At 68.9% G+C, this 14,889-nt stretch carries 10 protein-coding genes and 1 pseudogene; 8 read left to right on the forward strand and 3 right to left on the reverse strand.

What is annotated here, in order from left to right:
• The first annotated feature begins 20 nt into the window (after nt 1-20).
• Complete coding sequence (locus tag ACH5N8_RS13415) at nt 21-944, forward strand: branched-chain amino acid transaminase (protein ID WP_483281684.1); 924 nt, start codon at nt 21-23, stop codon at nt 942-944.
• Nucleotides 945-1,842: 898 nt separating this feature from the next.
• On the opposite strand, the pseudogene ACH5N8_RS13420 reads toward ACH5N8_RS13415, so the two are convergent.
• A pseudogene (locus tag ACH5N8_RS13420) lies at nt 1,843-3,198 on the reverse strand (IS5 family transposase).
• 281 nt (nt 3,199-3,479) lie between these two features.
• On the opposite strand from ACH5N8_RS13420, the gene ACH5N8_RS13425 reads away from it, so the two are divergent.
• Complete coding sequence (locus ACH5N8_RS13425; protein WP_460027247.1) at nt 3,480-4,229, forward strand: TIGR01458 family HAD-type hydrolase; 750 nt, start codon at nt 3,480-3,482, stop codon at nt 4,227-4,229.
• A gap of 120 nt (nt 4,230-4,349) precedes the next feature.
• On the opposite strand, the gene ACH5N8_RS13430 is transcribed toward ACH5N8_RS13425, so the two are convergent.
• The gene (locus ACH5N8_RS13430; RefSeq protein ID WP_483281685.1) at nt 4,350-6,233 is read right to left on the reverse strand and encodes a multicopper oxidase family protein; all 1,884 of its coding nucleotides are present in this window, start codon (nt 6,231-6,233) and stop codon (nt 4,350-4,352) included.
• Between the two features lie 139 nt (nt 6,234-6,372).
• Entirely contained in the window at nt 6,373-7,452 is a 1,080-nt protein-coding gene (queG, locus tag ACH5N8_RS13435) for a tRNA epoxyqueuosine(34) reductase QueG (RefSeq protein ID WP_483283197.1), read from the reverse strand.
• A 105-nt stretch (nt 7,453-7,557) separates the two neighbouring features.
• Here queG and ACH5N8_RS13440 point away from each other — a divergent pair, with 105 nt between their 5' ends.
• From ACH5N8_RS13440 to ACH5N8_RS13465, 6 genes are all read left to right on the forward strand, one after another.
• Nucleotides 7,558-9,102 carry an NAD(P)H-hydrate dehydratase gene (locus tag ACH5N8_RS13440; RefSeq protein WP_483281686.1) on the forward strand — a complete coding sequence of 515 codons (1,545 nt, stop codon included), beginning with the start codon at nt 7,558-7,560 and terminating at the stop codon, nt 9,100-9,102.
• A complete protein-coding gene (tsaE, locus tag ACH5N8_RS13445) occupies nt 9,090-9,560 on the forward strand; it encodes a tRNA (adenosine(37)-N6)-threonylcarbamoyltransferase complex ATPase subunit type 1 TsaE (protein WP_483281687.1) in 471 nt (156 codons plus the stop codon). Before ACH5N8_RS13440 ends, tsaE begins: the two co-directional genes overlap by 13 nt.
• 12 nt (nt 9,561-9,572) lie before the next feature.
• On the forward strand, nt 9,573-10,403 hold the full coding sequence (locus ACH5N8_RS13450; RefSeq protein ID WP_483281688.1) for a class I SAM-dependent methyltransferase: 831 nt from the start codon (nt 9,573-9,575) through the stop codon (nt 10,401-10,403).
• 138 nt (nt 10,404-10,541) lie between these two features.
• A complete protein-coding gene (gene asnB, locus ACH5N8_RS13455) occupies nt 10,542-12,368 on the forward strand; it encodes an asparagine synthase (glutamine-hydrolyzing) (protein ID WP_483281689.1) in 1,827 nt (608 codons plus the stop codon).
• Nucleotides 12,369-12,384: 16 nt separating this feature from the next.
• Nucleotides 12,385-13,497 (forward strand): glycosyltransferase, encoded by a 1,113-nt coding sequence (locus ACH5N8_RS13460; protein WP_483281690.1) that lies wholly within the window; start codon nt 12,385-12,387, stop codon nt 13,495-13,497.
• Nucleotides 13,497-14,807, forward strand: a complete 1,311-nt coding sequence (locus ACH5N8_RS13465; RefSeq protein ID WP_483281691.1) for a TIGR03862 family flavoprotein — start codon at nt 13,497-13,499, stop codon at nt 14,805-14,807. The genes ACH5N8_RS13460 and ACH5N8_RS13465 overlap by 1 nt, the downstream gene beginning before the upstream one ends.
• The last annotated feature ends 82 nt before the right edge of the window (nt 14,808-14,889 follow it).

Consider the following 14,889-nt stretch of genomic DNA (forward strand, 5'->3'; position numbering starts at 1 on the left):
ACCGATTCGGAGAACCAACCATGTCGATGGATGACAGAGACGGCGTCATCTGGCTGGACGGCGAATGGCTGCCCTGGCGCGAGGCCAAGGTCCACGTCCTGACCCACACCCTGCACTACGGCTGCGGCGTGTTCGAGGGCCTGCGCGCCTACGAGACGGCCAGAGGCCCGGCCATCTTCCGCCTGCGCGACCACACCGACCGACTGTTCCGCTCGGCGCACATCATGGGCATGCCCATGCCCTTCGACAAGGACACCCTGGACCAGGCGCACCGCGAGGCCATCCGCCGCAATCAACTGGCCAGCGCCTATATCCGGCCGATGGCCTTCTTCGGCGCCGAGGCCATGGGCCTGCATGCCAAGGGCATCAAGGTCCACGTGATGGTCGCCGCCTGGTCCTGGGGCAGCTACCTCGGTGAGGAGAACATGGCGCGCGGCATCAAGGTGCGGACCTCCTCCTATACCCGCAACCACGTCAACAGCCAGATGTGCAAGGCCAAGGCCAACGGCAACTACGTCAACTCCATCCTCGCCGTACGCGAAGCGGTGGAGTGCGGCTGCGACGAGGCCCTGCTGCTGGACCACGAAGGCTATGTCGCCGAGGGCAGCGGCGAGAACATCTTCATCGTCCGCAAGGGCAAGCTCTACACCCCGGATCTGACCAGCGCGCTGGAAGGCATCACCCGCGAGACGATCATCACGATCGCCACCGAGCAGGGCCTGGAGGTCCAGGAAAAGCGCATCACCCGCGACGAGGTGTACGTGGCGGACGAAGCCTTCTTCACCGGCTCCGCCGCCGAGGTCACGCCAATACGCGAACTCGACGGCCGCTCCATCGGCAGCGGCACCCGCGGGCCCATCACCGAGAAACTGCAAAGCCTCTATTTCGACTATGTCTACGGCCGCCGCAACGACCATGCGGAGTGGCTGACCTGTTGCCAGTAGGCGAATGGCGGTTTCCGCCACTTTCCCACACGTTGCACAGCCCGGATTCCCCGGGCTTTTTCTTGTCCGCGATTTGCCCGACGTCCCTGAACAGCTGTTTTGATGCCGACATAGCGCTGACAAGGAAAGCAGATATGCGAATGAAGCCGACCATGGCAAGCGTGAAGGTTCAGCTGCCGCCAGAGCCGGGGACCACCAATTACCAGCGCGGCGACAGCCTGGCGCGGAATGACGACCTGCGCGGCTTTGGCACTCTGGTGACGCTGGCGGACGTCAAGCGCTACATCGTCCGGGAGCGTCGGCACACGATTGGGCTGTGCAGCGCGGGGGCGTCCAGCTGCTGGAGAGAGGTTCTGGATGGGCTTTGCCCGTCGGCCGGCCCGCGCCCGCGGCCAGCATGGTCATCACCCATATCCCCTTTGTCTCCGATGTCCAACTGGCCGAAGCGCATGCCAAGGCCGAGCGCCAGCGCCGGGTGGCGGAGCGTCACGTGGCTGTGCTGAAGCGGAGTCGCCGCCACCCTGCCTTGGGGTATCTGTCCCTGCATTACAAAAAGAACTCGACGCCACACGCCGACCGTGGGCCCACGAGCCACAGCGCCCCATGGGGCACAACCCCTGTCCTGGCCAGCGCGCCAGCGCGAGGCCTGCAAGGCGGGCCCATGGTGGGCGGGGAGGCGGCGGACTCAAATAACCATGAGCAACGCGAACACAAGACCCAACGGCGAACCGCGAACCGCCACCGCCTGAACACAACCACCCAGCCAGTCACGACTAGCGCGGCATTTTGCATAACGTGGATTATGCGCGGGCGGAACCGACTCGAAAAGAGCCGGCCACTTTGAACGCTCGCGCATAATCCCCCCACGTTATGTAGTCCGCCCTGAACAATTCAGTTTTCAGCAGCCGACGGATCGGCGGTCACCTTGCGCGGCAAGACGTGCTTCGATGAGCGCTCGGAGGGATAGACCGAACCGGGCGCATAACAGCCGCAGCGCGGCCAGGATCAGGCGCAGGTTGTGCCCGGCCCTACACATCACCGCCTGCAGCGCATCGCCCAACGCGCCCTTGAGTGGATGGCGGCCCAATCTGCCATCCATCTTCATGTGCCCGATCGCCGGCTCAATGGCACTTCGGCGCGTGATCATGGCCTTCAATGTCCTGGTGACGCCGCGTCGTTGTCCCGAGCGCAAGATGCGCACGCCTTCAATCTCCACGCCCCGATAGCCCTTGTCCACGATGGCCGTGGCAGGTCCCCTGTCCGTGCCGGTGAGGATGCCCACTGGCGCCAGCGTCTCGGCCAAGGTGTGGCCGTCATACGGGTTGCCCGGCATGGCGCGCATGCCCACCACCAGACCTTCCTTCAATGGGGTGGCGATGCTCACCTTCACGCCAGATTCGTACGGTGTCCTGGCTTTTCCCTTGCTGATGCATTCCACCTCGGGCGCATGCAAGGCGTACAGCTTGTTCTTGTCCTTCGTCCCTTGGGTCAGGATGCGGCCGGTGCGCTGCAGCAGGTCCTGGACCTTTGCCTTGGCTGCTTCGGGCAGCAGGTGCAACTGGCGCTGCACCTCACGGTGGACTCGGGCGACACGGGTGCGCAGCGTGCGCACGGCCTTCTTCATGCGCTTGAACTGCCTGGCGTGTGCATAGCCTCCGATCTGTGCGGCCAGCCGTGGAGCCACCCGGTTGTAGTGCTGGCGCAGCCGCAGCCCGTTGTCCTCGGCTGCCTTGACCCGATGCTGGCGGCTCTTGTCCAGCAGCCGGCTGTCGGTGGGGTGAGCGATGGCCTTGGGCATGACGGTGGTGTCCACCATCACCTGCTGCAGGCTGGCTTTGCGGATGACGCCACCACGCCGGGCCGCCTCGATGCTGGCCGCCAGCAGTGTCTCCACACCTTCTTCGCCGATGCGCTTTCTCCAGCGCGTGAGGCTGCTGGGATCGATGGGCAATTCGGTTTGCAGGCAGGTCTCGCCGCAGACGTACTGCCAGTATGGATTCTACACCCAGGTGTTGACCACCGCCTCATCGGAGGCGTTGAAGGTGTGCTGCCGATAGAGCAAGCCTGCCACCAGGCGTGGCGGCAAGGCTGGCCGCCCACGCCCTGAAGTGAACGAGACCGTGAACGTGCGCTCGATCTCGGCCCAGTCGATCAGGCCAGCCAGGCGGACCAGCGGGTGCTTCATGTTGATCGGCTCGTCAAGACGTGGACGGAACAACTCACCGGTCTGGGGCAGTGAAGGCTTTGGGCGCATCGGATGTGTCGGAGGAATTTGCAAGAAAACAGGTATTCGCAAAACCATACCTCGCAAATCCTGCGCCCATCAAGGCGAAGACCTGCGAATCAGATCAACAGCTTGGGGGATTTTCAGGGCGGACTACGTATTAGCGAGGTTATCTGCCAGTCAGTCAATTGAACCTGCCAGAGGGCGGGGCCAGACCCGGAACCTGCAAAGAGGCTGCCTCGCGCAGCCTTTTTCGTGGCCAATGCCTGGGATAAGCTCCCCGGCAGCAGACGAATCGCAGCGGAGGTGTCATGCGCGGACTGTTCCTGGATCTGAACGGCGTTCTGTTCGACGACCGGGGACCGATACCCGGAGCGGTGGCGGCGGTGCAGGCCGCCCGCCGGCGCGGTCATGTGCTGCGCTTCGTCACCAACACCGCCACCCGCAGCCATCTCGACATGCTGGCCTGGCTACGCCGGATGGGCTTCACGATCGCGGACGAGGAGCTGTTCACGGCGCCGCTGGCCACCCGCCACTACCTGCTGCGCCAAGGCCTGCGGCCATACTGCCTGGTGCATCCTGCCATCCAGCCATTGTTCGCCGACCTCGCCGGCAATCCGCCAGACTGCGTGGTGCTGGGCGATGCCCGCGATGCGCTCGGCTATGCCGCCCTGAACCGGGTGTTCCAGCTGGTCCGGCAGGGCTTGCCGCTCATCGGCATCGGCATGAACCGCTGCTTCGTCGAGCAGGGCGAGTGGATGCTGGATGCCGGCGCCTTCATCCGCGCCATCGAGTGGGCCGCCGATAGCCAGGCCATCATCATGGGCAAGCCTTCAGCCGACTTCTTCCGCGAACTGTGTGATGTCTGCAACCTGCCGCCCGGCGACTGCCTGATGATCGGCGACGACGTGGAAGCCGATGTGGCCGGCGCCATGGCCATCGGCATGCGCGGTGGCCTGGTGCGGACCGGCAAATTCCAGCCCCGCGATCTGGACCGCCTGCCGCCGGACGCACTGTTGCTGGACGACATCACCGGCATCGCGACGCTGGCGGACGGGTGACGCACCCCAAGGGCACACGCCACCGGTTGCCGCGCGTAGCGAGCCGGGCCTGAAACGGAAAAAGGCGCGGGTATCCCCGCGCCTTTCCGATCCGGGCCAGATCCGGCGATCGCCAATCGCCTACTCGATGAGGAATTCCCGCATCATGCCCATGTCCTCATGCTCCAGATTGTGGCAGTGGTACATGAAGGGCCCCTTGAAGTCCTGGAAGGGCTTGATGATGCGCACCTTCTCGCCCGGCATGACCAGCACGGTATCCTTCCAGCCGGAACTCATGAGACCATCCTTGACGGTGGCGTAATCCTCGGCTTCCTCGGCGCCGATGGTGCGGCTGAGCACCTGGAATTGCTGGCCATGCAGATGGATGGGATGCGCCATGGAAAACATCATCCCCATGCCCCCCATCATCCCGCCGCCCATACCCATCCCGGCACCGCCGCCTTCCTGGCCGCCAGGGGCCATGCCGCCCATCATGCCGTGACCCATACCACCCATCGGGCCGCCCCCCATCATCCCGTGGCCCATGCCCATGCCACCGCCGCCCATCCGGCCATGGCCCATGCCACCACCCGCCATGGGCTGACCGACCTCCGGCGCAGCGGCGCCGTGCCCGGCCGCGCCGCCAGCAGCACCACCGCCGTGTCCACCGCCACCACCGCCATGCGCGTGGAAAATTTCCAGCAGCTGGAGGGTGTTGACCGGAACGCGCTCGAACGGCTGGAAATCATTGCTGGCATAGGGCCTGCCGTTCAGCAGCATCGACATCGGTCCCTCGGAAATGCCGATGGGAATGGGCTTGCCGGGGTTGGCCGTGTCGGCGACGCGGAAGGCACGGATCGTGGAGAGATGCGTCGGCAGATTGGGGCTGTCCGACATCTCGCGCGTGACGCGCACCTTGAGGATGGGAAAATCGCTGCCGACCGGCAGGCCGCCGGCCATCATCCCGTGCCCCATGCCGCCACCGCCCATCATGCCATGGCCCATGCCACCCCCCTGGCCGCCCTGCATCATGCGCTCGGCCATCTTCGGCAGCACGCCCCGGAACGCCAGGCTGCGCAGGGTGAATTCCGCGCCCTTGGGACGCCCGCTGAAGTCGGCCCAGATATCCAGACGCTCGCCCGGAGCCAGCATCACATAGGGCCGATGCTCGGGGACTTCCAGCAGGCCGCCATCGACACCGATCACCGTGATGGGCGTGCCGTCGCTCCAGCCGAGCTTGTAGATGCGGGCCGTGGAACCGTTCATGACCCGCAGGCGGTAGGCTCGGCTGGCCACCTCCAGTTCGAGGTCGGGCCGGCCATTGACCAGAATCCGGTCGCCGTAATAGCCAACCATGCGGTCATGCATGGTCGCGCCGTAGACCAGCTGGTTGCTGGCATCGAAGCGGCGATCCTGGATCACGACCGGAATCTCGTACTCGCCCGCGGGCAGGCCGAGCCGGGCCTCCTCGGCATCGTTGACGATCAGGCCACCGGCCAGGCCGTAATACACCTGGGTGGCCGTCGCCTCGTGGGGATGCGGGTGATAGATGTTCAGGCTGGCCCGGTTCAGCACCTCGAACTCGTAGACCCGCGTCTGACCCTGGCCGATGGCATGCATGGGATGCCCGTCCATGTCGGACGGCACATGCAGGCCATGCCAGTGGGTGATGCTGGACTCGGGCAGCTGGTTGTGGAAGTTGATGCGGACCTTCTGGCCCTTCTGCAGGCGGATGAGAGGGCCCAGATAGCTGTTCGGCAGCTCGGTCAGGGTATCGCGGGGGCCGCTCACCAGCTTGGCGGTATAGCGGAAGACGCGGGTCGTCTGGCCGGGCAGGATGGACAGCGTTTCCACCCGCGCCAGCAGGTCGATTTCCACATCGGGCCTGAAATTCGGGTTGGCCTTGTTGGCCGCGGAACCGCCCTCCATGGCCCGGACCCAGGCGGGCGTGGCGGCAGCGGCCAGCAGGCCCCATCCCGCGCGGCGCATGAAGCGACGCCGGGAATTCTGAAAGTGTGTGCTCATGCTCTACCTCCGTGACATCTTGCTGTTATTCGGGCTCCACCGGAGCGGGCGGATTCGGATCAGTCCACGGTTAACTATAGCCCCAAAACAAATTAGCGAAAGCTGATTATTCTCCCGCCGGATATCCGGCAGCCCATGCTCAAGCGATCCCGGAACCAGACGGCCGGTGCTGCGCCAGCGCCCAGCGCACATGCTCCCGCACCAGTTCGGCGGGATGCTCCAGCCGCTGGCGGAGCGCCTCGACGATGGCGGCGTCCGGCGGTGCGTTGCCCAGCGCCACCGCAAGATTGCGCAGCCAGCGCAGCCAGCCGATGCGGCGGATGGCGGAACCTTCGGCCCGGCGCAGGAACGTGTCCTCGTCCCAGGCGAACAACTCCAGCAGCGTGGCGCTGTCGAGCCGGTGACGGGGCAGGAAATCCGCCTCCCGGGTCAGCTGGGCGTAGCGGTTCCAGGGACAGACCAGCTGACAGTCGTCGCAGCCGTAGATCCGGTTGCCCATCGGTTTGCGGAACACCTCGGGAATGGCGCCCGGCAGTTCGATGGTGAGGTAGGCAATGCAGCGCCGGGCGTCCAGCTGGTACGGCGCGACGATGGCCCGGGTCGGACAGATGTCGATACAGGCGCGGCAACTGCCGCAGTGCGGGGTCACCGGCGCGTCGACCGGCAGCGGCAGGTCGACATAGAGTTCGCCGAGGAAGAAGAACGAGCCGGCCTGCCGGTTGATCAGGTTGGTGTGCTTGCCGATCCAGCCGAGCCCGGCCTTCTCCGCCAGTGGCTTCTCCATGACCGGAGCACTGTCGGTGAAGACGCGATAGCCATAGGGACCGATCAGCGCCTCGATCCGGCTGGCCAGCGCCTGCAGGCGCTGGCGCAGCAGCTTGTGATAATCCCGCCCGAGGGCATAGCGCGAGATGAAGGCCATGCCGGGCTCTTCCAGCCGGGCAGCCAGGTTCGCGCGCGGCTCCGGCAGGTAATCCATGCGCACGCTGATGACACGCAGCGTGCCGGGAACCAGTTCCTGCGGCCGGCTGCGCCGCGTGCCGTGCCTGGCCATGTAGTCCATCTCGCCGTGAAAGCCACGCGCCAGCCAGTCCTGGAGCCGCTGCTCGGCCGCGGCGAGATCAATGTCGGCGATACCCACCTGCTGGAAGCCCAGCGCCTGCCCCCAGGCGCGGATCAGGGTCTTCAGCTCGTCGGGGGAAATGACCGAGGGGTCCATCGCACTGGAGATCACGCGGGGTTTCCGGGAAAATGCGCCATCCGGCGGCAATGCGCGGCATCATACCGGGTATCGCCGCTGCCCCGTCATCCCCTCGTCGCACCGATGCCCCCGACCCGCACGCCCACCGACAGACTGCCTACGGATCTCTATGCCGCCGCCGCCGTGCGGGCCATCGACCGGGCGGCAATCCAGGCCTATGGCACGCCCGGCATCGAGCTGATGGAGCGCGCCGGCAGCGCTGCCTTCGCCGCCATCCGCCAGCACTGGCCCACCGCCCGCACCCTGTCGGCGGTCTGCGGCGGCGGCAACAACGGTGGCGACGGCTACATCCTCGCCCGGCTGGCGCATCAGGCCGGCTGGGATGTCCGGGTCCATCCGGCGAGTCCGCCCGCCGCGCTCGAGGGCGACGCGCGGCAGGCGCAGGCGCGCTTTCTCGCCGCGGGCGGCGCCACCCTCGACTTCATCCCGGAGGATTTCGAGGCGACCGAGATCCTGGCCGACGCCCTGTTCGGCACCGGTCTGGATCGCGAGATCCGCGGCCCGTCCGCCGACATCGTCCGCGCCGTCAACCGCTACCGCGAGCGCGGCCTGGACCGGCGCGCCGTGGTCGCGCTGGACATTGCCTCCGGCCTGCATGCCGATACCGGCGCCTGCCTTGGCGTCGCCGTCAAGGCCGACCTTACGGTCAGCTTCGTCGCCCTCAAGCGCGGCCTGTTCACCGGCGAGGGGCCGGAACACTCGGGCAGGGTGCTGTTCGACGATCTCGGCATCGACCCCCGGGCCCGCCAGGCGGCCACACCCTCGGCCCGGCGGCTCGATCCTGCCGCCTGCCGCCTGCCCCGCCGTACCCGGACCGCCCACAAGGGCCGGTACGGCCATGTGCTGGTGGTGGGTGGCGAGCACGGCTACAGCGGTGCCGCGCGCCTGGCCGCGGAGGCCGCGGCGCGGGTGGGCGCCGGACTGGTGAGCGTGGCCACCCGCGCGGCCCATGCCGGCCTGATCCACCTCACCCGCCCCGAACTGATGGCCCACGCCGTGGAGAGCGCCACCGACCTGGAGCCGCTGCTGGAGCAGGCCACGGTCATCGCCATCGGACCGGGGCTGGGACGCGGCCCCTGGGCCCGCTCGCTGCTGGACCGCGTGCTGGCCACCGAGCGACCGCTGATCGTCGACGCCGATGCGCTCAATCTCCTGGCCGAACATCCCGTGCGCCGCGACAGCTGGGTGCTCACCCCGCACCCCGGCGAGGCCGGCCGCCTGCTCGGCCGCGACAGCCGCGCCATCCAGCAGGATCGCTTCGCGGCGGTCGCCGAGCTGCACGCGCGCTACGGTGGCAGCATCGTGCTCAAGGGCGCGGGCTCGCTGATCCTGGCCGAGGACGGATGCCCGGCGATCTGCACCGCCGGCAATCCCGGCATGGCCAGCGGCGGCATGGGCGATGTGCTCACCGGCGTGATCGCCGGCCTGGCCGCGCAGGGACTGGCACTGCCTGCGGCCGCCCGCTGCGGCGTCGACCTGCATGCCCGGGCGGGCGACCTGGCCGCCGTCGATGGCGAACGCGGCCTGCTGGCGGGCGATCTCATGGCGCCCCTGCGGACACTCGCCAATGGCTCGCCGCCCGGTCCGGTGATGCGATGCCCGGCCTGACCCGCGAACTGCCCGGCGAGCCCGCGACCCTGCAACTGGCGGCCGAGGTCCACGCCGGACTGCCGCTCGGTGCGCTGGTCTTCCTGCACGGCGACCTCGGCGCCGGCAAGACCACCTTCGTGCGCGGCTTCCTGCGGGCGGCCGGTTACGCGGGCACGGTCAAGAGTCCCACCTTCACCCTGGTCGAGGAATACGTGCTGCCGGCCCTGACGCTCTATCACTTCGACCTCTACCGTCTCGGCGACCCGGAAGAGCTGGAGTGGCTGGGCATCCGCGACTACCTGCGGCCGGACGCCATCGTTTTCGTCGAATGGCCCGAGCGCGGCGCCGGCATCCTGCCGCCACCGGATCTGGACATCGAGCTGCACTATGCGCCACCGGGCCGGCGCGCCGTGCTGAGGGGTTCCGGCGCCAGCCTGGCCGGGCCGCAGACCGCGCCGATTTTTCCCGCCAGCTGAGGAGCAGGACCGATGGAACCGACAATGAACGAACTGATGAACCACACCGCCGGCCAGGGTCAGGCGGAGATGTTCTCCAGGGCCTGGTACAACGAGTACTTCCGGCGAGCGGCGGACAGCCCCGCCCATGCCCGGTTCTGCGAGGCGGTCTACGGCCGCGACCTGTGCCAGCACGGCATGATGGACGTCGACGAAATGGCCTTCGTGGCCGGGCTGCTCAAGCCCGGCGAGCGGGTGCTGGAGGTCGGCTGCTCGAACGGGCACATCAGCGAATACCTCCAGCAGCAGTCGGGCTGCCGCCTGCTGGGCGTCGACTATGCCGATGTGGCGGTCGAGCAGGCGCTGCGCCGCACCGCCGACCGCCGCGCGGTGCTGGATTTCCGCTGCGTGGACCTGACCCGTGACGAGCTGCCCGGGACGGACTACGACACCATTCTCGCCATCGACGCCCTGTATTTCATGGGCGACTACGGCGCCACGCTGCGCAAGCTCAACGCCAGACTGAAACCCGGCGGTCGCCTGATCATCGCGGCGTTCCAGGTCCGCGAGGACGGCGATCCGGAGCATGTCCTCGAACCGGCCCATACCCGCCTGAGCCAGGTGCTGCGCACGCTCGGTTTCGACTGTGTCCGGCATGACTTCACGGCTAACGTCCGCCGGCACTGGATCAGGAATCATGACCATTCCCTGAGGCTGCAAGCCGACTTCGAGGCCGAGAGCAACGGCTTCCTGTGCGAGGCCCGCCTGGCCGAGAATGGCTGGTTCCGGGATCACGCGGAGCGGGAAACGCTGGTGCGCTACCTCTACGTGATCGCGCAGAATGCGGCGCCGGGCCCGTGCTGACACCTCGCCCGCCCGCCGGAGGCCGCGCGGGAAACGCCGCCATGCCGGCGCGCCCGGCCCGGCGGCGGCATACAATGTCGACGACGGATATGCCGGCAATCCCTCCCCCAGCGGGCCTGACCCCACCCTTGTAATCCCATGTGCGGCATCGTCGGACAATTTCGCCAGACCGGACCGGTCGACCGCGAGCGGCTGGCAACGGCCGTCAGCCGGCTGGCGCACCGCGGCCCGGACGATCAGGGCCTTCACCTCGCCGGCAGCGTGGGGCTCGGCCATACGCGCCTGTCGATCATCGATCTCGGCGGCGGCCACCAGCCCCTGCAGGCCGCGGACGGCGCGCTGACGCTGATCGCCAACGGCGAGATCTACAACTTCCTCGAGCTGCGGGCGGAACTGGAAGGCCTGGGCCACCGGTTCCGGACACACTCGGACTCCGAGGTCATCCTGCATGCCTACCGCCAGTTCGGCGACGGCTTCCTCGACCGGCTGCAGGGCATGTTCGCCTTCGCCCTGCACGATGCCGGCCACGACCGGCTGATCCTGGCCCGCGACCGGCTCGGCATCAAGCCGCTGTTCCTGGCCGAGCGGCCGGATGGCATCAGCTTCGCCTCGGAGATCAAGGGCCTGCTGCCATTGCTGGAGGCCCCACCGGCGATCGCGGCGCGAGGACTGGCCGAGTATCTGCAGAACCAGTTCGCCACCGGCACCGGCACCCTGCTGCAGAGCATCGAACGGGTACGCCCGGGCGAGGCGGTCTGGGTGGAGGCCGGCCGCATCGCCAGGCGGCAGCGCTACTGGAGCCCGCTTGCCGTCCGCCCGCGCGAGATCGGCTACGAGGACGCCGCGCGCGACTTCGACCGGCTGATGGAGACGGTCATCGTCCAGCACATGCGGGCGGACGTGCCGTTCGGCCTGTTCCTCTCCGGCGGCGTCGATTCCGCCGTCCTGCTGGCCCAGCTGAGCCGCTACCGGGCCGAGCCGATCCGCACCTACTCGGTAGGCTTCCCGGGCACCGCGCTGGCGGACGAGCTGCCGGCCGCGCTGGCCATGTCGCGCCGCTTCGGCAGTCGCCACCGGGAAATCCGCCCGGACTCGCGGGCGATCTTCGAGACCCTGCCGCTGACGGTCTGGGCCGCCGACGAGCTGATGCGCGACAACGCCAACCTGCCGACCTCGCTGCTGGCGCAGGCGGCCGGCGAGGAACTGAAGGTGGTGTTCTCCGGCGAGGGCGGCGACGAGGTCTTCGCCGGCTACGGGCGCTACCGGGGCTCGCGCTGGGAGCGCCTGCTGAAGGGCTGGCTGGCACCGGGATCCGGCGGCTTCCGCACGCGCGGCAGCTTCCGCGGCCCCTGGCCGGGGCGGCTGTTCCGGCCGCCGCTGCTGGAACAGCTGGCCGCCGCGCGCCAGCCGGTCGTCGACGCCTGGCGCGGGACGCCCCCCGACTGGAGCGACCTGCAGCGCATGCAGGCCATCGACCTCGCCCAGGCCCTGCCGGACAACCTGCTGGTCAAGGCCGACCGCATGCTGATGGCCTGGGGCGTGGAGGGACGCGTGCCGTTCCTCGACCATCGCCTGGTCGAGTTCGGTCTGAGCCTGCCGGACCGGCTGAAGATCAGCGGCCGGGACGGCAAGCACTTCCTGAGGCGCTGGGCCGCCCGCGACCTGCCCGAGGACCATCTGCGCGGGCGCAAACGCGGCTTCCATGTCCCCATGGGCGAATGGCTGGACGCGGGCTTCCTCGCGCGGCTGCAGGCGCTGCTGCCGGAGCACCGCCTGCTCGATCCGTGGTTCAGGCCCGAGGGCGTGCGAACGTTGATCGGCCACTGCCACGACACCCGCCAGGGTCCGACCCTGCTCTGGGCCATCGTCCAGTTCGCCCTCTGGCGGCATTTCCTGGAGGAGGGCTTTGCCCGCCGGCCGGATGCCCGCACCCACCCGCTCGATCTGCTCGAAGAGAGCCGCTGACCCCATCCGGATACCCATGACCGCCGTCACCCCCCGTGTCGCCATCTTCGCCTCCTTCTCCGGCCAGGGCGGCGTGGAACACATGCTCGGCAACCTCGCCCGCGGCATGCTGGCTGCCGGCGTCCGCGTGGATCTGGTCCTTGCCCGCGCCGAGGGCGAACACCTGGGCAGCATTCCCGAGCACGTCAACGTGGTGCGCCTGAATGTGCGGCACACCTGGCAGGCCCTGCCGGGCCTGATCCGCTACCTGCGCACGGCGCGCCCGGATGCCCTGCTGGCTGCCAAGGAGCGCGCCATCCGCATCGCCATTCTGGCCCGCTGGCTGAGCGGCGTGCGGGTGCGCCTGGCGGGGCGGCTGGGCACGACCGTTTCCGCCGCCCTGGCCGGCAAGAGCCGACTGCGCCGCGCCGCCTGGTTCGCCGGCATGCGCCTGTTCCATCCGCGGCTGGACGCCATCGTCGCGGTCTCGGAGGGGGTTCGCGACGATATCGTCGCCATCACCGGGCTGCCGGCCAGCCGGGTGACGGTGATCGACAATCCCGTGATCACGCCCGAGCTGGCCGTCGGGGCAGCCGAACCCGCCGCGCACCCCTGGCTGACGGATGCGGGCGTGCCGGTGATCATGGGCATGGGCCGACTGACCCGCCAGAAGGGCTTCCCCGATCTCATCCGCGCCTTCGCCCGGCTGCGTGCGGAACGCCCATGCCGGCTGATCCTGATCGGCGAGGGCAGCGACCGCGCCCGGCTGGAGGCGCTGGCCGCCACGCTGGGTGTCGGGACCGAGGTTGACCTGGTCGGCTTCCGGCACAACCCCTACGCACTGCTCTCGCGGGCCAGCCTGTTCGTGCTGTCCTCGCTGTGGGAGGGCTCACCGAACGCCCTGACCGAAGCCCTGGCCCTGGGCATCCCGTCGGTGGCGACCGACTGCCCCAGCGGTCCCCGGCAGATCCTCGCGGATGGCCGCTTCGGCCCCCTGGTGGCGGTCGGCGACGTGGCGGGGCTGGCCGTGGCGATGGCGCGGACCCTCGCGAATCCCCTGCCACCGGAGGCGCTGCGCGCGGCGGTGGCCGAATATACCTGCGAGCGCAGCGCACGCCGATATCTGGCAACCCTGGGCGTGGCGGTTTGATGCCGACGACGGATTTGCCGCCGGCAGTCCCGGTCACGGTGGACAACGGCATCAGCATCATCGGCGGCGGTCCCGCCGGCCTGATGGCGGCGGAGGCCGCGGCCACCCGGGGCTGCGCCGTCGAGCTTTACGATGCCATGCCCTCGGTGGGGCGGAAGTTCCTGCTGGCCGGGAAAAGCGGCCTCAACCTGACTCATGCCGAAGCCCGGGAGGCCTTCCTGACCCGCTACGGGGAACGCCAGGCCGCGCTCGCACCATTCCTGCACCATTTCGACAACCAGGCGGTGCGCGACTTCGCGGCGACACTGGGTGTCGAGACCTTCGTCGGCAGCTCGGGCCGGGTCTTCCCGCGGCAGAAGAAGGCCACGCCGCTGCTGCGGGCCTGGCTGCGACGCCTGCGCGAGCTGGGCGTGCGCATCCATGTGCGGCATCGCTGGCAAGGCTGGGAAGCCGATGGCCGCCTGCGGTTCGCGACACCGGACGGCATCCTGCGAGTGCGCAGCGCCGCCTGCGTGCTGGCGCTGGGCGGCGGCAGCTGGTCACGGCTGGGCTCGGACGGCGCCTGGCAGGCCTGGCTGCGGGCGCGGGATGTCGCGGTGCGACCACTGCGGCCCGCCAACTGCGGTTTCGACATCGGCTGGCGGCCGGACTTCGCCGCCCGTTTCGCCGGCACCCCGGTCAAGCCGGTTGCCGCCACGCTGACGACACCCGGCGGCGAATCCCTGTCCCGCCGCGGCGAGTTCGTCATCACCCGCCATGGCGTCGAGGGTAGCCTGATCTATGCCCTGGCGGCACCGCTGCGGGATCTCGTCGAGCAGGAGGGAAAGGCCAGCCTGTACCTGGATCTGGCGCCCGACCTGGACCCCGACAGGCTCCGCGCGGCGCTGAACCGGCCGCGGGGGGCGCGCTCCCTCAGCCAGCATCTCCAGCGCGTGGCCGGACTGTCGCCGGTGAAGCTGGGCCTGTTGCGCGAGCGGCTGGACAAGGCGGCATTCCTGGACCCGGACCGGCTCGGCGCAGCCATCCGGGCGCTGCCGCTGCGCCTCGACGCGACGCGGCCACTGGAGGAAGCCATCAGCAGCGCCGGCGGCGTGGCGTTCGCGGCGCTGGACGAGCAACTGATGATCCGGCACCTGCCGGGCGTCTTCTGCGCGGGCGAAATGCTGGACTGGGAGGCACCGACCGGAGGCTATCTGCTGACCGCCTGCCTGGCGACCGGTCTCGCCGCCGGACAGGGTGCCGCGCGCTGGCTGCGATCGCCGGCGCGGGAGCACCCTGCGGGCGTGCCGGCGACACCGCCATTTCCCTGATGCCGCCCATTCGACGATAATGCTTCCCCCGCGGGGACCGGCCGATCAGGCGCTGCCGCCCCGGTCCCTCGCTGCCCGCCGC

It is taken from the genome of Methyloparacoccus sp. NF-16, from assembly GCF_056880625.1.

Excerpts from the sequence above, each read along its gene's own strand:
- ACH5N8_RS13415 (WP_483281684.1), top strand. The coding sequence starts at position 21 with ATGTCGATGGATGACAGAGACGGCGTCATCTGGCTGGACGGCGAATGG.
- ACH5N8_RS13425 (WP_460027247.1), top strand. The coding sequence starts at position 3,480 with ATGCGCGGACTGTTCCTGGATCTGAACGGCGTTCTGTTCGACGACCGG.
- ACH5N8_RS13430 (WP_483281685.1), bottom strand. The coding sequence starts at position 6,233 with ATGAGCACACACTTTCAGAATTCCCGGCGTCGCTTCATGCGCCGCGCG.
- queG (WP_483283197.1), bottom strand. The coding sequence starts at position 7,452 with ATGGACCCCTCGGTCATTTCCCCCGACGAGCTGAAGACCCTGATCCGC.
- ACH5N8_RS13440 (WP_483281686.1), top strand. The coding sequence starts at position 7,558 with ATGCCCCCGACCCGCACGCCCACCGACAGACTGCCTACGGATCTCTAT.
- tsaE (WP_483281687.1), top strand. The coding sequence starts at position 9,090 with ATGCCCGGCCTGACCCGCGAACTGCCCGGCGAGCCCGCGACCCTGCAA.
- ACH5N8_RS13450 (WP_483281688.1), top strand. The coding sequence starts at position 9,573 with ATGGAACCGACAATGAACGAACTGATGAACCACACCGCCGGCCAGGGT.
- asnB (WP_483281689.1), top strand. The coding sequence starts at position 10,542 with ATGTGCGGCATCGTCGGACAATTTCGCCAGACCGGACCGGTCGACCGC.
- ACH5N8_RS13460 (WP_483281690.1), top strand. The coding sequence starts at position 12,385 with ATGACCGCCGTCACCCCCCGTGTCGCCATCTTCGCCTCCTTCTCCGGC.
- ACH5N8_RS13465 (WP_483281691.1), top strand. The coding sequence starts at position 13,497 with ATGCCGACGACGGATTTGCCGCCGGCAGTCCCGGTCACGGTGGACAAC.